The following is an 18,931-nucleotide window of genomic DNA, read 5'->3' as shown; positions in this document are numbered from 1 at the left end:
TTTCTTAAATCACAAAGAAAGTGAATAGAAAATAGGATTAACCTTCCACTTTTGTCATGCATTGCTCAACAATTTTATCAATATCCCACTCTTTAGGCAGTGATTTTGAACCGTTTTTGCGCATTTCCATATCTACACGGATAAATTCTGTTATTCCGTAATTTTTAATAATATTGTCGTAAGTGCATTCACACACTTCGGCAATTTGAGGAATTAGCGCATCATCAGTAATACCAGAACCTAATATGCAACTACTGACAAAGTTCTTTTTAAATAAGGATGTGTTGTCCTCTTTTTTGTCTGAAATCACACTGTCTTGGATAGTATTTGCAGTAGTAGTTGTTTTCGTTGTTGAAATTTCAGTATCTTTTTCATCAGAACAACCCACTAATGCTGTTGCCACCACTAAAGCTGTTAAGACTGATGCTAATTTATTCATAATACGCTTTATCGCTACATAAGATTAAAAAATAAGATGATCAGATTTATTTTTGATCATCAGAGAAAAATAATGGGTTTATTCTTTGCGAGAGTAACATTTTATTCAATCGGATAAGTGGTAAACCAATTAAAGAATTTGGATCATCGCCAACAAGTTTATCAAATAGAGTAATACCTAGTCCCTCAGATTTAAAACTTCCGGCGCAATTGAAAGGCATTTCTTTATTTAAATAACTGATAATTTCTTCATCAGTTAAATGACGAAAGTAAACTTGAAATAATTCACAATGCGTTTGATGTTCTAAAGTTAAGCTATTATATACAGTTAATCCGGTGTAGAACGAGATACATTGCCCTGAAGCTTGTTTTAATTGTGCGAAGGCATTATCAAAATTATGGGGTTTCCCTGTGATCTTTTTATTAAGCACACAAACTTGATCAGAACCAATTATAAGATGATGTGGAAATTTTACTTGTAAAGCGCTGGCTTTTTCATAGGATAAGCGACTGACAAGATCTTGAGCACACTCTGTGGGCATCGGGGTTTCGTCAATCTCTGGAGATGCCTGTATAAAAGGCATTCCAAGCTTTTTCAGCAACTGAGCTCGAAAGGGTGAAGTAGACGCAAGAACGAGTGGCAACATATTTTTTTTAAAATCCGTAGCAAAATGATGCCTGACATTCTAAACTATGCGCCGCTGATAAAGCGAATTTTGGTGGAAAGGTGTAGATAACCCGCCTTTTTCTTTGACTATATTCCATTACAAAGATAATATGCGCGCCTTATGCAAAAGGTAAAATTACCCCTGACCATTGATGCGCTGCGAGCAGCTCAAAAGAATTTAGACTATGACGGTCATTATTCTCCAGAGCAAGTAAGCCGCTTAGCTGAATCGGTGGTCAGTGTGGACAGTAATATTGATGTGGCATTATCATTTGATATTGACCATCAACGTCTTGCCGTGATTAAAGGACATTCCGATGTGGATGTGACTTTAGAATGTCAGCGTTGTGGTGGCCATTTTCCGTATCATGTTCACGCAACATATTGTTTTAGCCCTGTTGTCAGTGATGAACGGGCCGAGGCATTACCGGAAGAATATGAACCAGTCGATGTAAACGAATTTGGTGAAATAGATTTGCTGGCGATGATTGAAGATGAAATAATCCTCAACTTGCCGGTAGTTCCGGTACATGATTTTGAACACTGTGAAGTGTCCGACGCGGATATGGTGTTTGGTGAACTCCCTGAAGAATTATCAGAGAAACCAAACCCATTTGCCGTATTAGCCAGTTTAAAGAAAAGTACTAAGGAGTAAGGTCAATGGCCGTACAACAAAACAAACCAACTCGTTCTAAACGCGGTATGCGTCGCTCTCATGACGCACTGACAGTAACACAAGTTTCTGTTGACAAAACTTCTGGTGAAACTCACCTGCGTCACCATGTAACTGCTGACGGTTACTACCGTGGCCGCAAGGTTATCAACAAGTAATTAGCTTTATAGCTCGTTGATACCTTGACAAATCTAACCATAGCGTTAGATGCGATGGGCGGGGACTTCGGTCCTCGCATCACAGTGCCTGCTTGTTTGCGGGCGCTGGCATCTAATCCTCATTTAAAAATATTGCTGGTAGGTCAACCAGACTCTATCTCTCCTCTGCTTGCAAATCAAAATGCTGAGCTAATCTCCCGTTTACAAGTTATACCCGCAGAACATATTGTCGCCAATGATGCCAAACCTTCACAAGCTATTAGAGCAAGTAAAGGCACATCAATGCGAGTGGCACTTGATCTCGTGAAAACAGGGGAAGCACAGGCTTGTGTAAGTGCAGGGAATACTGGCGTATTGATGGGATTAGCAAAACTTCGACTTAATGCTATTGATGGAATTGAACGTCCTGCACTGGTTTCAGTATTACCTAATCAGAAAAAAGGTAAGACGGTTGTTCTGGATTTAGGCGCTAACGTTAATTGTGATAGCCAAATGCTGGTACAGTTTGCGGTAATGGGCGCAGTTATGGCCGAAGAGATAGCAGAGATTGATTCACCGAAAGTGGCGCTTTTAAATATTGGTGAAGAAGAGAGTAAAGGATTAGATAATATCCGCGAAGCTGCTACGGTATTAAAATCGACACCGAATATTAATTATATTGGTTATGTTGAAGGTAATGAATTACTGACAGGCAAAACTGATGTTTTGGTGTGTGACGGCTTCGCAGGTAATGTCTCCCTTAAAACGATGGAAGGAGTTATCAGAGTTTTCCTTTCATTGATTAAATCTTCTACTACCGAAAACAAAAAAACGTCGTGGTGGATGAAAATATTGAAGAAGTGGTTACAAAAACGGCTAATTAAGCGTTTTGGACATATGAACCCCGACCAGTATAACGGTGCTTCTCTGTTAGGATTACGCGGTATCGTCATTAAAAGCCATGGTGGCGCAAATGAAAGCGCGTTTACAGCAGCAATAGAACAGGCTGTTCATGCCGTTGAGCGAAAAATTCCAGAGCGAATTGCTTCACGACTGACAACAGTATTACCCAAGAGCGATTGATAGAATGTATACAAAAATCTTAGGTACTGGTAGTTACTTGCCTGTACAAGTGCGAACTAATGCCGATTTAGAAAAAATGGTTGAAACATCTGACGAGTGGATTGTTACCAGAACGGGTATTCATGAACGTCGAATTGCAGCAGAAGAAGAAACTGTTGCCGTGATGGGTGCGGGTGCTGGCGAAAAAGCATTAGAGATGTCAGGTATTGATAAGCAAGACATTGGATTGATTATTGTTGCAACTACATCTGGCTCACACGCATTTCCAAGCGCGGCTTGCCAAATTCAAAATGCACTAGGTATTAATGATTGTATTGCTTTTGATGTTGCGGCTGCATGTTCAGGTTTTGTTTATGCATTAAGTATTGCGGATCAATTTATTAAAGCAGGTTCTGTTAAAAAAGCACTGGTTATTGGTGCTGACAGATTATCTCACGCTTTAGATCCTGAAGATCGTGGCACGATTATTCTATTTGGTGATGCAGCAGGTGCTGTGGTTGTTGGTGCATCAGAAGAAGAAGGCATTATCTCTACCCATTTACATTCTGATGGACGTTTTGGTGATCTATTAGCATTACCTTATCAGAGTAGAGAAAATGACGATTTACCTGCTTACGTTACTATGGCAGGAAATGAAGTATTTAAAGTCGCAGTTCGTGAACTTGCCCACATTGTGGATGAGACACTTGAAGCTAACAAAATTGATAAATCTGAACTGGACTGGCTTGTGCCTCATCAGGCAAATTTAAGAATTATTTCAGCGACAGCGAAAAAGCTGGATATGACAATGGATAAAGTAGTGGTGACATTAGATCGCCATGGCAATACGTCAGCAGCATCAGTCCCAACAGCATTAGATGAGGCTGTAAGAGATAATCGCATTCAACGTGGTCAGTTAATCTTACTCGAAGCGTTTGGTGGCGGTTTTACTTGGGGTTCTGCACTTATCCGTTTTTAATATTATCAGGAAAATAAACATGACTGATTTTGCAATGGTTTTTCCCGGACAGGGATCACAAACTGTTGGAATGCTTGCAGAACTTGCAGAGCAATATCCAATTGTGACTGAAACATTTGCTCAAGCATCTGATGTATTGGGTTATTCTCTTTGGGACTTAGTTCAAAATGGCCCAGAAGAAGAGCTAAACAAAACCTGGAAAACACAGCCAGCATTATTAGCAGCTTCTGTTGCTATCTGGCGTGTATGGCAAGAAAAACAAGGCAAAATGCCACAAATGATGGCAGGTCACAGTCTTGGCGAGTATTCTGCTTTAGTGTGTGCAGGTGTTATTGATTTCGCTGCTGCAATTAAACTAGTAGAATTACGCGGCAAACTGATGCAAGAAGCCGTACCTGCGGGTACTGGTGCAATGTATGCGATTATTGGTTTAGATAATGACGCTATTGCAAAAGCCTGTGAAGAAGCAGCACAAGGACAAGTTGTCTCGCCTGTGAACTTTAACTCACCAGGCCAAGTTGTTATTGCGGGTAACAAAGAAGCCGTAGAACGTGCTGGTGTGTTATGTAAAGAAGCAGGTGCTAAACGTGCTTTACCATTAGCGGTAAGTGTGCCTTCTCACTGTGCTTTAATGAAACCAGCTGCTGATAAGCTTGCGGTTGCATTACAAGAAATTGAATTTAAACAACCTGAAATTCAGGTCGTTAATAATGTTGATGTGATAGCGCAAACTGATGCAAATGCAATCCGTGATGCGTTAGTTCGCCAGCTTTATAATCCAGTTCGCTGGACTGAAACGGTTGAACTTATTGCTGAAAAAGGCATCACACAACTATTAGAAATCGGGCCAGGAAAAGTATTAACTGGCTTAACAAAACGTATTTCTAAAGAAATGAACGCTGCAGCAGTTAATGATATTGCGTCATTAGATGTTGCATTAGGAAATGACTGAGGGATCTCATGGGATTTGACGGAAAAATAGCGCTAGTTACTGGTGCAAGCCGTGGTATTGGCCGTGCGATTGCAGAAGATTTAGTTGCACGCGGTGCGACAGTAATTGGTACAGCAACGAGTGAAAACGGTGCGCAAGCTATCAGCGAATATTTAGACGGTAAGGGTAAGGGTTTTGTGTTAAACGTCACAGAAAACGACTCTATCGAAAAATTTTTAGCAGATGTGCGTGCTGAATTTGGCGAAATTGATATTTTGGTCAATAATGCAGGTATTACTCGTGATAACCTGTTGATGCGCATGAAAGATGATGAGTGGCAAGATATCATTGACACTAATCTTTCATCAGTCTTCCGTCTGTCTAAAGCAGTTATGCGTGCTATGATGAAAAAACGTCATGGTCGTATAATTACCATTGGTTCTGTTGTTGGAACCATGGGTAACGCAGGACAGGCAAACTACGCGGCGGCAAAAGCGGGTGTGATTGGTTTTAGTAAATCATTAGCACGCGAAGTTGCTTCCCGTGGCATTACGGTGAATGTTGTTGCTCCTGGCTTTATCGAAACTGATATGACTAGAGCATTAACAGATGACCAAAGAGCAGGTATTTTATCTCAAGTTCCTGCTAACCGTTTAGGTGATGCCAAAGAGATTGCCAGTGCTGTAGCTTTCTTAGCTTCTGATGAAGCAAGCTATATCACGGGTGAAACATTGCATGTCAATGGTGGCATGTACATGATCTAATTATGGGGACGTCTTTATATTTGCTTTTTGCGTACAATATAATGCAAAATATAGCGAATAAAGTAGTCCACACAGTCGGGATTGGTTAGATCTTTTCCTGTATTTATAAACTAAGAAAATCATCGCGCAAGCGAGTTTTGATAGGAAATTTAATAGTATGAGCACTATCGACGAACGCGTTAAGAAAATCATTGTTGAACAACTGGGTGTTAAAGAGGAAGAAGTTGTAAATTCAGCTTCATTTGTTGATGACTTAGGCGCTGATTCTCTTGACACAGTTGAGCTGGTAATGGCTCTGGAAGAAGAATTCGATATCGAAATCCCAGACGAAGAAGCAGAAAAAATTACTACAGTTCAAGCTGCTATTGATTACGTTGAAAACGCAGGCAAATAAGCTTGCTAATCTAGGCGGTCACTCGACCGCCTATATTTTTAATCCTAAACTTTTTCCCTCCTTGGAGGATAAGCGTGTCTAAGCGTCGTGTAGTTGTGACCGGACTAGGCATGTTATCTCCTGTCGGTAATAACGCAGAAGCTTCTTGGGAAGCGGTGTGTGCCGGACAGAGTGGTATCGGCCTTATCGAAGATTTTGACACCAGTCATCATGCGACTAAATTCGCTGGATTGGTAAAAGATTTCAATCACGAAGATTATAATCTTTCGCGTAAAGACGCGCGTAAGATGGATCTTTTCATTCAATATGGTATTGCAGCAGGTGTGCAGGCCATTGCGGATTCAGGTCTTGAAGTAACAGAAGCCAATGCAAGTCGTATCGGAGCTGCTATTGGTTCTGGTATTGGTGGCTTAGGCCTTATCGAAGAAAACCATACATCTATGATGAATGGTGGCCCTCGTAAAATTAGCCCATTCTTTGTACCTTCAACCATCATTAACATGGTTGCAGGGCATTTAAGCATTATGTATGGTCTTCGTGGCCCTACAATCTCTATCGCAACAGCGTGTACTTCAGGTGTTCATAATATTGGACATGCTGCACGTATTATCGCTTATGGTGATGCAGATGCAATGCTGGCAGGCGGTGCCGAAAAAGCAACCACACCATTAGGTTTGGGTGGCTTTGGTGCTGTTCGTGCATTATCAACACGTAACGATAATCCTCAAGCGGCTAGCCGTCCATGGGATAAAGAGCGTGATGGTTTTGTATTAGGTGATGGTGCAGGTGTTCTTGTTCTTGAAGAATACGAACACGCTAAAAACCGTGGCGCTAAAATTTATGCGGAAGTGGTTGGTTTTGGTATGAGCAGTGATGCTTACCACATGACTTCACCAGCAGAAAATGGCGAAGGCGGTGCGCTGGCGATGACAAACGCACTAAAAGATGCAGGTATTGCCTCATCAGTTGTGGGTTATATCAACGCACACGGCACATCAACAAATGCAGGCGACGTTGCTGAAGCACAAGCGGTAGAAAACGTATTTGGTAAAGGCACTGATGTATTAGTTAGCTCAACAAAATCTATGACAGGTCACTTATTAGGTGCTGCGGGTGCAATTGAGTCTATCTTTACTATCCTTTCACTGCGTGATCAAATCGTACCTCCAACAATTAACCTAGATAATCAAGACGAAAATTGTCATCTTGATTTTGTTCCACATAAAGCACGTAAAGTTGAGAACATGGAATATGCTCTGTGTAACTCATTCGGCTTTGGTGGTACTAATGGTTCAATTCTCTTTAAACGCGTATAAGCCGTTTTTTGTAGAAAGTTGAAAAATACCTAAAGGCCCAGGATTATTCTGGGTCTTTTATTTTGTCCTTTTACTGCTAGTTGTTTTATCATGTGCAGATTGATATCAATAACATAGATGTAAGGTGTGTTAGATGTATTGGGTAAATGGACAACAGCAACAAAATGTAGATGCCAGTGATCGAGCAGTACAGTTTGGGGATGGCTGTTTCACAACACTTGCTGTTGATCAGGGTGATCCCATTTTATTATCTGCACACATAAATCGCTTAAAACAAGGTTGTAACGCGCTTTTTTTACCGCATCCTAATTGGTCTGAACTTAAAAAGCAGATCATTGATGTCGCTTCTCTGGCTCAAATAAAAAGTGTTATTAAGATTATTATTAGTCGTGGTTATGGTGGACGAGGATATTCCTCCAATGGATTTCTAACGCCGACGGTAATAATGTCACTATCATCTTATCCTACCCATTATCTTCACCAGCAAAGCGAAGGTGTATCGCTTGGTATCAGTCCAGTTACCTTAGGACAAAACCCTTTGTTGGCTGGCATCAAACATCTTAATCGTCTAGAACAAGTCCTTATCAAATACCATTTAGAAAAAACAGAATTTGATGATGTTTTAGTGTGTGATAATGAAGGATATTTAGTTGAAGCTAATGCGGCGAATCTTTTTTGGCGTAAAGGAAATAGGTTTTTTACGCCAAATCTGACTAATTCAGGGGTAAATGGCATTATGCGTCAATCCATTGTTCAATTAGCTCAAAAAAATCATTGGAAAATTGATATTGTGAGAGAAAAGCCTGAAACACTTTATCAGGCTGATGAAATATGGTTAACAAATGCGTTGATGCCAGTGATCCCCGTTTCACAAATCACTTTTTCAGATGATAAGTGCTATCAATATCCTAGTAGAGATTATTATCATGTTGTTTTACAACACAGTTTGTCACTTAAATAGAATTTAATGAGTTATAAATGAAGATAAAAAAAATAGTATGGATAGTTTTTTTTGCCTTACTGATTAGCCTTGGTGCAGTTGCATTGTATATGATGCAACATATTCGAGGTCTAGAAGAAAATATTGTTGTAAAACAAGATGAAATGCTACTGACTGTGCCAGCAGGAACAGGGCGTATTGCCATGGAGCAACTCTTAATAAAAAATAATTTGCTTAATGAAGGGGATTATTTTCAGGTTTTATTAAAAGCTAAACCAGAATTAAGCCAATTTAAAGCAGGTACTTATCGTTTAACAAAAGGGATGACATTGCAGGATGTTTTACTACTTATCAAAAGTGGTAAAGAAGCTCAATTCTCTATCCGTTTTATTGAAGGAAGTCGCTTAAAGGATTGGCAAGCTATTTTTGAGCAAGCGCCTCAGCTTGCTGCTGTTGCACACACAATGGATAGCGATAAGTTACGTCAAGAAATAGGAATAAAACCTGAGATTTCTAATCTAGAAGGTTGGTTTGCACCAGATACATACCATTACACAGCGGGTACGACAGATGTCGCAATTTTAAAACGTGCCTACCAGCAAATGGAAAAAACATTAGAAGAAGAGTGGATTAAACGCGATAGTGATTTACCGTATAAATCGGCTTATGAAATGCTTATCATGGCATCAATTATTGAAAAAGAGACGGGTATTGATGCTGAAAGAACAAAAGTCGCGTCTGTTTTTGTTAATCGATTAAAAACTAATATGCGATTACAGACTGACCCAACGGTCATCTATGGTTTAGGTGATAAATATAGAGGCACGATTTATCGTAGTGATTTAAATGGTTACACACCTTATAACACGTATCAAATTGATGGCTTACCACCAACACCAATAGCAATGCCGGGTGTAGCTTCAATTAGAGCTGCTGCACATCCAGCGGATACTCGTTATCTCTATTTTGTTGCAGATGGAACAGGTGGTCATAAATTTTCAACCACACTCAATGAACATAATAAAGCCGTCGCACAATATCGACGCTTACAACAAAGATAATTATGAACAACAGTAAATTTATTGTAATTGAAGGACTTGAAGGCGCTGGAAAAACCAGTGCGATCCAAACGGTTATTGATACCCTAAAAGATAAAGGTATCACTAATCTAGCCTTTACGCGTGAACCGGGTGGAACACCGCTTGCCGAAAAATTACGTGAACTTATCAAACAAGGTATTGAAGGTGAAAAAGTCACGGATAAAGCAGAATTGTTGATGCTATACGCAGCACGTGTTCAGCTTATAGAAAACGTGATAAAACCTGCACTTGCAGATGGTAAATGGGTTATTGGTGATAGACATGATCTCTCTTCACAAGCTTATCAAGGCGGCGGACGTGGCTTAGATAAAGATCTTATGTTGTCACTTCGTAATACTGTCCTTGGTGATTTTCGCCCTGATTTAACCTTATATCTTGATTTAGATCCTGCTATTGGTCTTGCCAGAGCGCGTGCTCGAGGAGAGCTAGACCGAATTGAAAAAGAATCAATGGATTTCTTTTATCGTACTCGCGAACGTTATCAAGCATTGGCTAAAGATGATGATTCCATTATTACGATAGATGCCTCTCAAGCGATTGAAAAAGTACAAGCAGATATTCGTCAAACATTAACAACATGGCTAGTTCAGCAGGAAAATAAATCACTATGAATTGGTATCCTTGGCTAAATCAGGCATATCGACAACTTATTAGCATGTATCAAGAAGGGCGTGGTCATCATGCCTTGCTTTTACATGCGATAGAAGGCATGGGAGGCGAAGCACTCTCTTATGGGGTAAGTCGTTGGTTAATGTGCCAGAATAAACAGGGATTAAAAAGTTGTAATGAATGCCATAGCTGTCGATTGATGCTTGCTGAAACACACCCTGATTGGCATGTTTTACAGAGTGAAAAGGGTAAGACCTCGATTGGTATTGAAGCAGTAAGAAAAGTCACGGAAAAGCTGGAGCATCATGCTCAGCAAAGTGGTTTTAGAGTAGTTTGGATAAAAGACGTTGAAGCGTTAACAGAAGCTGCTGCAAATGCATTACTCAAAACGTTGGAAGAGCCACCTAAAAACACCTATTTTTTACTGAACTGTCAGCAACCAGAGGTTTTATTAGCGACATTGCGTAGCCGTTGTTTCTATTACCATTTAGCAACGCCGGATCTTCAACATGCAACGCACTGGTTACAGCAACAAGTACCAAACGTACCTTATGCGAATAGTGTGACAGCATTGAATTTATCGCAGAATGCTCCGATTTTAGCGCTTTCATTATTGAAAGATGAGTGGAAAGAAAGAGAAACTTTTTGCCAAGCGTTATACACCAGCATACAACAACGTGATTTATATGCATTTCTGCCACAATTAAATCAAGATAATGCCGAGCATCGCCTATATTGGTTGTTATCACTGCTACTTGATGCATTAAAATACCAAACTAATGCACAGACATACTGTGTGAACCAAGATCAGCAAGCATTGATTATGGCGTTATCACAATGGCCTTCGGATATTTTATTATCCACTATTGATGGATGGAAACAGTGTCGTTATCAGTTAATGACCATTCCAGCATTAAATAGAGAATTATTACTAGTAGAACAACTGCTAGATTGGGAAAATCAGCTAGCCACAAAAAATTAATTAGCTATATATTAATTATGATTTAGCTGTAATAAAAAACACCTATAAGTTGTACCAAATAAATGAGAGTAAGTTATGTTTTTAGTTGATTCACACTGCCATCTCGACTGCTTAGATTATGAAAAATTACATGAAAATATTGATGATGTTGTCGAAAAAGCACAGCAGCGTGATGTTCAATATATGTTAGCAGTAGCAACCACATTACCGGGTTTTAAGAGTATGCGTGAGCTAATCGGCAAACGTGACAATATTGCCTTTTCTTGTGGGATACATCCTTTAAATTTAGATGAAGGCCATGATGTTGAGGAATTAGCACGTTTAGCTGCTGCACCTGATGTTGTGGCTTTAGGCGAAACCGGGTTAGATTACTATTACCAACAAGAAAATGCGGCACTGCAACGTGAAATTTTCCGTGAGCATATTCGTATTGGACGCCAAGTTAATAAACCCGTTATTGTGCATACACGCAGTGCTCGCGAAGATACATTATCTATTTTAAAAGAAGAAAAAGTTCAAGATTGTGGCGGTGTTCTGCATTGCTTTACAGAAGATAAAGAGACTGCAACAGCATTACTTGATCTTGGAATGTATATCTCTTTTTCCGGCATTGTGACATTTAGAAATGCTGAACAAATCAGAGAGGCAGCTCGTATCGTTCCTCTTGATAGAATTTTAGTCGAAACAGACTCTCCTTATTTAGCGCCAGTTCCTCATCGCGGAAAAGAAAATCAACCGGCTTATGTCCGTGATGTTGCAGAATATATGGCAGTCTTAAAAGGGGTGAGTGTTGAAGAGTTAGCGCAACAAACAACGCGTAACTTTGCTAAGCTCTTTCATATTCAAAACTTACCTGCTTAATAGAATTAATCAGGAATTAAAATAAATAATAAGGTGATGGAAATGGCAGAAGAAACAATTTTCAGTAAAATTATTCGTGGTGAAATTCCAGCTAATATCGTTTTTCAAGATGATACAGTGACCGCATTTCGTGATATCTCACCTCAAGCACCCACTCATATTTTAATTATTCCTAATAAACTTATTCCTACTGTAAATGATGTTACTGCGGAAGATGAGCAAGTATTAGGACACCTTTTTGTTGTTGCTGCAAAAATTGCACAACAAGAAGGCATTGCTGAAGATGGTTATCGCTTGGTGATGAACTGCAATAAACATGGTGGACAAGAAGTTTTCCATATTCATATGCATTTGCTTGGCGGAAAACCATTAGGACCACTATTAAGCCAATAATGGATATAATGCTAACAGCAGGATAACAGGAAGTAATACATGATGAGACAAGGTAAGACAGTTTACTCATTACTTATCGCTGTGTTTATGACGACATTACTCTCTGGATGTTTATCATCTCATTCGGATAATAAACTCTACTTCAATCGTCAGCAGGCTATTATTATGGAGCCTTCGGTATTAGTTGTGGGCGTTGTTGCGGGTCAGCCAACCATTGAACACCATGCTAATGGCACAAAAGCGACAGTCATGTTATCAAATACACAATCTTACCCTGTCTCTATTCGCTATCGTTTTTATTGGTATAACGAACAAGGGCTTGAAGTTTCCCCTGCTGGGAATGTAAATGATGTGACTATTCTTGGTGATGGTGATATCGAAATTAGTGGTGATATACCAGATAAAACCATTAGTTATGTCAGAGTTTATCTCTTTACTTAGGATAAGGTAACGCGAGCATGAAAAGAGTTCTATTTGTGGCGATGTCTGTGTTTTTATTAGCAGGTTGTCCATCCATGTTGCCACAACAACCGCCAGTACCAATTGAACCTATTGGTCCAGTTACGCCTACCGAGCCAGTCGAGCCGCCTAAACCCATAGAGCCACCAATTGAAATCGTACCAACGCCACCTAAAATCACGAGTATTAATTGGAATGCTGCCGTCACACCTTTAATTAGAGAAATGGCGGTTACTGGTGATTTAGAAGCGGGTAAGCTTATCGTTGTTGATAACGTTAAAAATAATTCAGGTGGGAATATCCAAGCGGTAAATGCAACCAATACCATTATTGAATCAGTTAATAGTATTAGTGCATTGCAAACCGTGCCTTATACACAAATGATGTCAGCACGAAAAGCCCTTGGTTTATCCGGTGAGGATAGTTTAGGTCTTCGTAGTGCAGCGATTGGTTTAGCCCGTTATTTGAAAGCTGATTATATTTTATTCTCAACAGTTGATGGTAAAAAAGATAATCGTGTGATCAGTATGCAGTTAATGTCAGTTTCTTCTGGTGAAATTCTTTGGAATGGACGCCATAAGGTTGAGTGATCCGCACTACTCAAGTTTGCTTAATGCCTTGCAAGCGCTTTTCCCTGCAACGGCATTAAGCAAATGGAAAATTACGGCATTAGAAGGATCAGGTGGTGGCGCTTTTCGCGTGCAATGCGCAGATATAGATTGGGTTGCTCGCTATTATGGTGATGAAAAAAAAGCGCTTTATGTACATGGAAGAAAAGAATACGCTATTTTAAAACAGCTTTCAGGATCGGGTTTATCACCTAAAGTTGCCACCCGTTATAAAGCGTGGTTTTTTCTTTATTGGTTACAGGGCGAACATTTAACCCACCAAGCACTCTTTAGTACTTATTTAAAACCGCTGGCTGAAAAAATAGCTATACTTCATCAACACTCGCCGTTAGGTTTCCCCCTCAACTTAAATCATGAGTTATTAGTTTATTGGCAGCATATTGATAGAAAACGTTTATCTGCTAAATGGCTACACTTACAACAACATTTTTTACGCCAACCGCGATGCAATCTCATAAAATACGCGCCTGCTCACATGGATTTGCATGTTGAGAATATTCTTCTTAGTGATTCCGGTATAAAATTTATCGATTGGGAATATGCCGCCGATATTGATACAGCGGATTCGTTGATGACGTTCTTTGCAACAAATCAACTCAATGAATCACAGCAAAATATGTTTTTAGATTATTATTGTTCGTATCATTGCCATTATGCTCAACCCAAAGAGACGGATGTTTATTCTGTGAAGGCGTTGAGAAAGCGTATTCTTTCAAGAGAGCCATTCATTTTTTATATGATGCTAATGTGGTATGAAGTTCGTTGGCAACAAACAAAAGATGGATCATTTTTAATAATGTCTGAACCTTTACGTCGCTATTTCAGTCTGACGAATTAAAGACATTATCTTGTCATAATTACAAAGAGAGGAATGTTATGGGTCCGGTAATGCTTGATGTTGAAGGATATGAACTCGATAGTGAAGAGCGTGAAATTTTAAAGCATCCTCTTGTCGGTGGATTAATCCTTTTTACCCGCAACTTCCACGATGCTGAACAATTAAATGAATTAGTTCGCCAAATTCGTGATGCATCTCATGAGCGCCTTGTGATAGCAGTAGACCAAGAAGGGGGACGAGTACAGCGTTTCCGTGATGGTTTTACACGCATACCAGCAGCTCAATCTTATGCGGCATTAAATGAAAGTTATCAAGCGAGCCATTTAGCACAAGAAGCTGGATGGTTAATGGCATCAGAAATGATAGCTATGGATATTGATATCAGTTTTGCGCCTGTACTTGACTTAGGTCATAACTGTATTGCCATTGGTGAGCGTTCTTTCCATGATTCACCTGAAATTGCTATGACAATGGCTGAGAGTTTTATTAAAGGTATGCGCTCTGCTGGCATGAAATCAACAGGCAAACATTTTCCCGGTCATGGTGCGGTAAGAGCGGATTCTCATAAGGAAACGCCTCGCGATGATCGCTCTTTAAATGATATTCGCCAACGTGATATGTCTATTTTTAAAGATTTTATTCAACGCCAGTTATTAGATGCCATTATGCCCGCTCACGTTATTTATTCTCAGGTTGATGAGCGCCCTGCAAGTGGCTCATCGTACTGGCTGAAATCCATTTTACGTGAACAATTAGGGTTCCAAGGCGTTATCTTCTCTGATGATTTATCGATGGAAGGTGCTGCCATTATGGGAAGCTATGCGGAAAGGGCACAACGTTCATTAGATGCTGGTTGTGATATGCTTTTAGTGTGCAATAACCGAAAAGGGGCAGTGAGTGTGTTAGATAACCTGTCCTCTGTCAAAGCAGAACGCATTTCCACATTGTACCATCACCGAGGTCGTTACACATTGAGTGAGCTACAAACCTCTGATCGTTGGAAAAAAGCGAATCAGTTGCTGACCCAATTACAGGAGCAATGGCAGGAGCGAGCATGATTATATATTTACATGGTTTTGATTCCACAAGTCCTGGAAATCATGAGAAAGTTTTACAGCTACAGTTTATTGATCCTGATGTCCGTTTTTTAAGCTACAGTACGTTGCATCCTCGTCATGACATGCAACACTTACTGAAAGAAACGGATAAAGTGATTAAATCCACGAAAGAGCCCGTATTAATTTGCGGCGTAGGATTAGGTGGATATTGGGCAGAGCGTATTGGTTTCTTATGTAATATTCGTCAGGTAATGATTAATCCTAATCTTTTTCCTTACGAAAACATGACAGACAAAATCGACAGACCTGAAGAATATTTAGATATTGCAACGAAATGTATTAAAGATTTTCGTTCTAAAAACAAAGATAACGCTTTAGTGATTTTATCCCGCAATGATGAGGTTTTAGATAATCAGCGTTCTGCTGATGAATTATCGCCTTATTACTCTGTAATTTGGGATGAAGTGCAAACGCATAAATTTAAGAGCCTCTCTGAGCATCTATTTAAAATTAAAGCGTTTAATAGCAAAAACTAAGACTAAAGTGATGTGTTTAAAATGGATGGCGTTTGTTCCATCCATTTTTTTGTCTAAAAATACTCATACTTTCCTTTCTACCTCTCTCTTTTCAACACTTGTTTTGATCCTTTACTTTTATCATTTCAATTATCACGAGTGATTTTAACAGTCCTCTTTGTTCTTATTGTTTTAATTCATTGTATTTATTAATAAAAATGAATATCCCTGTATTTTTAATGGTGATTTATTCATCACTCAAAGGCAAAAAACGACTATTTTCTTCAAAAAATAGATATGAATATTCAAATATTTTTGATATAAATCAACTTTGGTATGACCATCTTTCCAATTAACTTGCTTAAGAACAAAAATAACAGCCGAAACGATTTAACTGTCGTTATTTAAGTAGATTTCACTAAGGCTATTTAAATAACAACAGTAAATATCTTTATGGAGTGACGTTAAATGTCATTAAAAAAAATTGTTATTGTCGGTGGTGGTGCGGGTGGTTTAGAACTGGCGACCAAATTAGGCAATAAATTAGGACGCAGCAAAAAAGCAGAAATTACCTTAGTGGATCGCAACAACAGCCATTTATGGAAACCCCTTTTACATGAAGTGGCAACAGGCTCTTTAGATGATGGTGTTGATGCTTTAAGCTACCTAGCACACGGTTATAACCATCATTTTAATTTCCAATTAGGCTCATTAACAGGGCTTGATCGCGAACAGAAAAACATCACACTGGCTGCTATTTATAACGAAGAGCAAGAGCTACTCGTCCCTGAACGCACGTTAGACTACGATATTTTAGTGATGGCATTAGGCAGTAAATCAAACGATTTTGGTACTCCGGGTATTAAAGAAAACTGTATTTTCTTGGATAGCCCGCAACAAGCACATCGTTTCCATAACGAAATGTTGAATTTGTTTTTAAAATACTCAGCAGATACCAATGCACAAGAAGAAAACCGTAAGGTAAATATTGCGATTGTGGGTGGTGGTGCTACGGGTGTTGAGCTTTCAGCTGAATTGCATAATGCAGTACGCCAACTTAATAGCTATGGATTAAAAAAATTAGCGCCTTCAGCATTAAATATTACGTTGGTTGAAGCAGGAGAACGTATTTTACCTGCATTACCAGTGCGTATTTCCAGTGCTGCACATCAAGAATTAACAAAATTAGGTGTGCGAGTGATGACCAAAACTATGGTCACAAGCGCAGATGAAGGTGGATTAAATACCAAAGAAGGTGAGCATATTGATGCTGACTTAATGGTGTGGGCGGCAGGTATTAAAGCGCCTGATTTTATGAAAGAGATTGCCGGCCTAGAAACTAACCGTATTAATCAGTTAGTTGTTAAACCTACCTTACAAACAACCTTAGATGAATCTATCTTTGCTATTGGTGACTGTTCTTCTTGCCCGAGAAAAGAAGGAGGTTTTGTTCCTCCAAGAGCACAATCCGCTCATCAAATGGCAAGTCGTTGTTACAGCAATATTTTAGTAATGTTAAAAGATAAACCGCTAAAAGATTATGTATTTACCGACCATGGTTCACTCGTTTCACTTTCTAAGTTTAGTACCGTAGGTAGTTTGATGGGGAATTTGATGAAAGGTGACATGATGATCGAAGGGCGCATTGCGCGGATTGTTTATATCTCTTTATATCGAATGCATCAGATTGCTTTGCATGGTTACATCAAAACAGGGCTTATGATGCTAGTAGGATCAATCAACAGAGTGATTAGACCTAAGCTGAAACTTCATTAATTTATCTTTTGCTTTATAGATAAGACAAAAGTTGCCTTTTTAAACCCTCATATTATATGAGGGTTTTTTATCTATTTTTTCTTTTAAATTAAATAATTAAATGAGAATATCTAAATAAGATAAATAATCTTAGCATAAAGCACTAGATGATTTATCTGTTTATATCGAAAATAACCAATAACTCTAAAGCTAAATAGAACAATGATAAATATAATTTTATTATTAAGGATAAACTTGTAATATTAAAGATAGCATTTGTTTTTATTTATTACGCTAAATTATTTAAGACTTTTCTTAAATAAAAAATGATGTTTAATTCATTAATTCATCAAATAAAATGTTATGGTGTTTCGTAGATTTGTATTAGAAAGATAATAAGTGAAAATTATTAGAGATAAGCTTAACTCGTTATTTTTACTTGAATTTAAGTGAGTAAAATAATTTTACAGATCTTAAAAATAAATTTTATAACATGAGTTAAATATGAAATATCTCCTATTTTTAGGCGACATTTGTTAACTTGGTGTTATCATAATGCTATATTATAAATAGCATAGCGGTTTCTTTTTTTTAGCTAAATAAATTAAGATCAATCTTAATATAATGTACAAATCTCAAGAATGTAGTCAGTATTTATTTAATTAAGTAATTAAAACAGAAATAAGTGGTGTATTTAACATGTCATAAATACGTAGTTTACTTATTATGTTAATCAGCATGGATGTTGAATTAAGCTATCAGATTAGAGAATTCATTTATTGAATACTAAATATATTAGCCAGTTAGAGTGAAACAGTGGCTTTTATTACGTATCTGTAGCAATTAAGGATAAAACAAATAAAAAGGGGTAAAAGTGGGTGTTAATGTCAGAAAGTACATACTATTAGGACTAATCATTGTATTAGCTATTCTTTCATTTATTGCATGGAGGTGGGTATTTCCCCAGCCTCAATACGCTCATGTCGTTTCGGCGACACCTATTAAATCGACCGTTTTTGTGACAGAAGAGTATTGTCATCGAATTGGCTTACCTACACCTTTTACACCAGAAAAATTGTCACGATTTCACCCAGCAGAGCAAGAGTGTCGAGTGTTTTATATGATTGAAGCACTTAATAACAGCAATATTGCTAATTTCCCTTATCCTCAATTTAAAGAGTGCATTCCGATTTATCGTCAAGAGCGCAGAGTTGTGGGTTATGATGTGCTTTATACTATCGATGGAACACCGGGCAAAGTACGAACTACATTTAAACCCGGTGAAATTATTGCGTTAGATTCTGATGGTCGGCTGATTTTAGAACAAGAACCTTATTGTTCTATGAATGAAAAAGTACCTTGCCGTAAAGAATAAACTTAATGATATAAAAAGAAAGGCGTAATGAAGTTACTTCAGTTACGCCTTTTTGT

Annotated in this window: 23 protein-coding genes; 21 read left to right on the top strand and 2 right to left on the bottom strand. The window is 38.5% G+C overall.

Annotated features, from left to right (window positions below; all coding sequences use genetic code 11):
- Positions 1-37: 37 nt before the first annotated feature.
- Both AB4J89_RS06130 and AB4J89_RS06125 read right to left on the bottom strand, forming a co-directional pair.
- A complete protein-coding gene (locus AB4J89_RS06130; protein WP_088493195.1) occupies positions 38-439 on the bottom strand; it encodes a hypothetical protein in 402 nt (133 codons plus the stop codon).
- 46 nt (positions 440-485) lie between these two features.
- Entirely contained in the window at positions 486-1,085 is a 600-nt protein-coding gene (locus AB4J89_RS06125) for a nucleoside triphosphate pyrophosphatase (protein WP_088493194.1), read from the bottom strand.
- A 141-nt stretch (positions 1,086-1,226) separates the two neighbouring features.
- On the opposite strand from AB4J89_RS06125, the gene yceD reads away from it, so the two are divergent.
- From yceD to umoD, 21 genes are all read left to right on the top strand, one after another.
- Positions 1,227-1,760, top strand: coding sequence for a 23S rRNA accumulation protein YceD (yceD, locus tag AB4J89_RS06120; RefSeq protein ID WP_036937758.1), 534 nt, complete (start codon positions 1,227-1,229; stop codon positions 1,758-1,760).
- A 5-nt stretch (positions 1,761-1,765) separates the two neighbouring features.
- Positions 1,766-1,936, top strand: a complete 171-nt coding sequence (gene rpmF / locus AB4J89_RS06115; protein WP_006537252.1) for a 50S ribosomal protein L32 — start codon at positions 1,766-1,768, stop codon at positions 1,934-1,936.
- 24 nt (positions 1,937-1,960) lie between these two features.
- A complete protein-coding gene (gene plsX, locus AB4J89_RS06110) occupies positions 1,961-2,998 on the top strand; it encodes a phosphate acyltransferase PlsX (protein ID WP_368468549.1) in 1,038 nt (345 codons plus the stop codon).
- Between the two features lie 4 nt (positions 2,999-3,002).
- On the top strand, positions 3,003-3,956 hold the full coding sequence (locus AB4J89_RS06105; protein ID WP_088493192.1) for a beta-ketoacyl-ACP synthase III: 954 nt from the start codon (positions 3,003-3,005) through the stop codon (positions 3,954-3,956).
- Positions 3,957-3,975: 19 nt separating this feature from the next.
- A complete protein-coding gene (gene fabD, locus AB4J89_RS06100) occupies positions 3,976-4,908 on the top strand; it encodes an ACP S-malonyltransferase (RefSeq protein ID WP_368468547.1) in 933 nt (310 codons plus the stop codon).
- Between the two features lie 8 nt (positions 4,909-4,916).
- Positions 4,917-5,651, top strand: coding sequence for a 3-oxoacyl-ACP reductase FabG (gene fabG, locus AB4J89_RS06095; RefSeq protein ID WP_088493190.1), 735 nt, complete (start codon positions 4,917-4,919; stop codon positions 5,649-5,651).
- Positions 5,652-5,808: 157 nt separating this feature from the next.
- Complete coding sequence (acpP, locus tag AB4J89_RS06090) at positions 5,809-6,045, top strand: acyl carrier protein (protein WP_004247087.1); 237 nt, start codon at positions 5,809-5,811, stop codon at positions 6,043-6,045.
- A 74-nt stretch (positions 6,046-6,119) separates the two neighbouring features.
- A complete protein-coding gene (fabF, locus tag AB4J89_RS06085) occupies positions 6,120-7,361 on the top strand; it encodes a beta-ketoacyl-ACP synthase II (protein WP_311755210.1) in 1,242 nt (413 codons plus the stop codon).
- 133 nt (positions 7,362-7,494) lie between these two features.
- The gene (gene pabC, locus AB4J89_RS06080; protein WP_368468543.1) at positions 7,495-8,322 is read left to right on the top strand and encodes an aminodeoxychorismate lyase; all 828 of its coding nucleotides are present in this window, start codon (positions 7,495-7,497) and stop codon (positions 8,320-8,322) included.
- A 17-nt stretch (positions 8,323-8,339) separates the two neighbouring features.
- Positions 8,340-9,362 carry an endolytic transglycosylase MltG gene (gene mltG, locus AB4J89_RS06075; RefSeq protein WP_368468541.1) on the top strand — a complete coding sequence of 341 codons (1,023 nt, stop codon included), beginning with the start codon at positions 8,340-8,342 and terminating at the stop codon, positions 9,360-9,362.
- A 2-nt stretch (positions 9,363-9,364) separates the two neighbouring features.
- The gene (gene tmk / locus AB4J89_RS06070) at positions 9,365-10,012 is read left to right on the top strand and encodes a dTMP kinase (protein WP_088493186.1); all 648 of its coding nucleotides are present in this window, start codon (positions 9,365-9,367) and stop codon (positions 10,010-10,012) included.
- Positions 10,009-10,992 carry a DNA polymerase III subunit delta' gene (gene holB / locus AB4J89_RS06065; protein ID WP_368468538.1) on the top strand — a complete coding sequence of 328 codons (984 nt, stop codon included), beginning with the start codon at positions 10,009-10,011 and terminating at the stop codon, positions 10,990-10,992. The genes tmk and holB overlap by 4 nt, the downstream gene beginning before the upstream one ends.
- 75 nt (positions 10,993-11,067) lie before the next feature.
- Positions 11,068-11,853, top strand: coding sequence for a metal-dependent hydrolase (locus AB4J89_RS06060; RefSeq protein WP_088493184.1), 786 nt, complete (start codon positions 11,068-11,070; stop codon positions 11,851-11,853).
- A 42-nt stretch (positions 11,854-11,895) separates the two neighbouring features.
- Positions 11,896-12,246: a purine nucleoside phosphoramidase gene (gene hinT, locus AB4J89_RS06055; protein WP_036913377.1), complete on the top strand. Its 351-nt coding sequence runs from the start codon at positions 11,896-11,898 to the stop codon at positions 12,244-12,246.
- Between the two features lie 39 nt (positions 12,247-12,285).
- Positions 12,286-12,687, top strand: coding sequence for a YcfL family protein (locus AB4J89_RS06050; protein ID WP_311755211.1), 402 nt, complete (start codon positions 12,286-12,288; stop codon positions 12,685-12,687).
- Between the two features lie 17 nt (positions 12,688-12,704).
- Positions 12,705-13,295 carry a penicillin-binding protein activator LpoB gene (locus tag AB4J89_RS06045; RefSeq protein WP_088493182.1) on the top strand — a complete coding sequence of 197 codons (591 nt, stop codon included), beginning with the start codon at positions 12,705-12,707 and terminating at the stop codon, positions 13,293-13,295.
- Entirely contained in the window at positions 13,273-14,172 is a 900-nt protein-coding gene (locus AB4J89_RS06040; protein WP_088493181.1) for a phosphotransferase, read from the top strand. The genes AB4J89_RS06045 and AB4J89_RS06040 overlap by 23 nt, the downstream gene beginning before the upstream one ends.
- Positions 14,173-14,210: 38 nt before the next feature.
- Positions 14,211-15,230, top strand: a complete 1,020-nt coding sequence (gene nagZ, locus AB4J89_RS06035) for a beta-N-acetylhexosaminidase (protein WP_036937719.1) — start codon at positions 14,211-14,213, stop codon at positions 15,228-15,230.
- Positions 15,227-15,766 carry an alpha/beta hydrolase YcfP gene (ycfP, locus tag AB4J89_RS06030; protein WP_088493180.1) on the top strand — a complete coding sequence of 180 codons (540 nt, stop codon included), beginning with the start codon at positions 15,227-15,229 and terminating at the stop codon, positions 15,764-15,766. Before nagZ ends, ycfP begins: the two co-directional genes overlap by 4 nt.
- A 447-nt stretch (positions 15,767-16,213) precedes the next feature.
- Positions 16,214-17,521, top strand: coding sequence for an NAD(P)/FAD-dependent oxidoreductase (locus AB4J89_RS06025; protein WP_368468534.1), 1,308 nt, complete (start codon positions 16,214-16,216; stop codon positions 17,519-17,521).
- An 853-nt stretch (positions 17,522-18,374) separates the two neighbouring features.
- On the top strand, positions 18,375-18,875 hold the full coding sequence (gene umoD / locus AB4J89_RS06020) for a flagellar biogenesis regulator UmoD (RefSeq protein ID WP_368468532.1): 501 nt from the start codon (positions 18,375-18,377) through the stop codon (positions 18,873-18,875).
- Positions 18,876-18,931 lie beyond the last annotated feature (56 nt).

The organism is Proteus sp. STS61-E (assembly GCF_040932335.1).
GTDB classification, from domain to species: Bacteria; Pseudomonadota; Gammaproteobacteria; order Enterobacterales; family Enterobacteriaceae; genus Proteus; species Proteus mirabilis_B.
The sequence above is the reverse complement of the archived record's forward strand: the minus strand, read 5'-3'. Positions and strand labels throughout refer to the sequence as shown.

Coding starts and splice junctions, on each gene's coding strand:
- ycfP (WP_088493180.1), top strand. CDS start 15,227: ATGATTATATATTTACATGGTTTTGATTCCACAAGTCCTGGAAATCAT.
- AB4J89_RS06040 (WP_088493181.1), top strand. CDS start 13,273: ATGGACGCCATAAGGTTGAGTGATCCGCACTACTCAAGTTTGCTTAAT.
- fabG (WP_088493190.1), top strand. CDS start 4,917: ATGGGATTTGACGGAAAAATAGCGCTAGTTACTGGTGCAAGCCGTGGT.
- yceD (WP_036937758.1), top strand. CDS start 1,227: ATGCAAAAGGTAAAATTACCCCTGACCATTGATGCGCTGCGAGCAGCT.
- AB4J89_RS06125 (WP_088493194.1), bottom strand. CDS start 1,085: ATGTTGCCACTCGTTCTTGCGTCTACTTCACCCTTTCGAGCTCAGTTG.
- acpP (WP_004247087.1), top strand. CDS start 5,809: ATGAGCACTATCGACGAACGCGTTAAGAAAATCATTGTTGAACAACTG.
- AB4J89_RS06130 (WP_088493195.1), bottom strand. CDS start 439: ATGAATAAATTAGCATCAGTCTTAACAGCTTTAGTGGTGGCAACAGCA.
- AB4J89_RS06060 (WP_088493184.1), top strand. CDS start 11,068: ATGTTTTTAGTTGATTCACACTGCCATCTCGACTGCTTAGATTATGAA.
- nagZ (WP_036937719.1), top strand. CDS start 14,211: ATGGGTCCGGTAATGCTTGATGTTGAAGGATATGAACTCGATAGTGAA.
- AB4J89_RS06105 (WP_088493192.1), top strand. CDS start 3,003: ATGTATACAAAAATCTTAGGTACTGGTAGTTACTTGCCTGTACAAGTG.
- AB4J89_RS06050 (WP_311755211.1), top strand. CDS start 12,286: ATGATGAGACAAGGTAAGACAGTTTACTCATTACTTATCGCTGTGTTT.
- fabD (WP_368468547.1), top strand. CDS start 3,976: ATGACTGATTTTGCAATGGTTTTTCCCGGACAGGGATCACAAACTGTT.
- rpmF (WP_006537252.1), top strand. CDS start 1,766: ATGGCCGTACAACAAAACAAACCAACTCGTTCTAAACGCGGTATGCGT.
- tmk (WP_088493186.1), top strand. CDS start 9,365: ATGAACAACAGTAAATTTATTGTAATTGAAGGACTTGAAGGCGCTGGA.
- mltG (WP_368468541.1), top strand. CDS start 8,340: ATGAAGATAAAAAAAATAGTATGGATAGTTTTTTTTGCCTTACTGATT.
- pabC (WP_368468543.1), top strand. CDS start 7,495: ATGTATTGGGTAAATGGACAACAGCAACAAAATGTAGATGCCAGTGAT.
- AB4J89_RS06025 (WP_368468534.1), top strand. CDS start 16,214: ATGTCATTAAAAAAAATTGTTATTGTCGGTGGTGGTGCGGGTGGTTTA.
- AB4J89_RS06045 (WP_088493182.1), top strand. CDS start 12,705: ATGAAAAGAGTTCTATTTGTGGCGATGTCTGTGTTTTTATTAGCAGGT.
- hinT (WP_036913377.1), top strand. CDS start 11,896: ATGGCAGAAGAAACAATTTTCAGTAAAATTATTCGTGGTGAAATTCCA.
- holB (WP_368468538.1), top strand. CDS start 10,009: ATGAATTGGTATCCTTGGCTAAATCAGGCATATCGACAACTTATTAGC.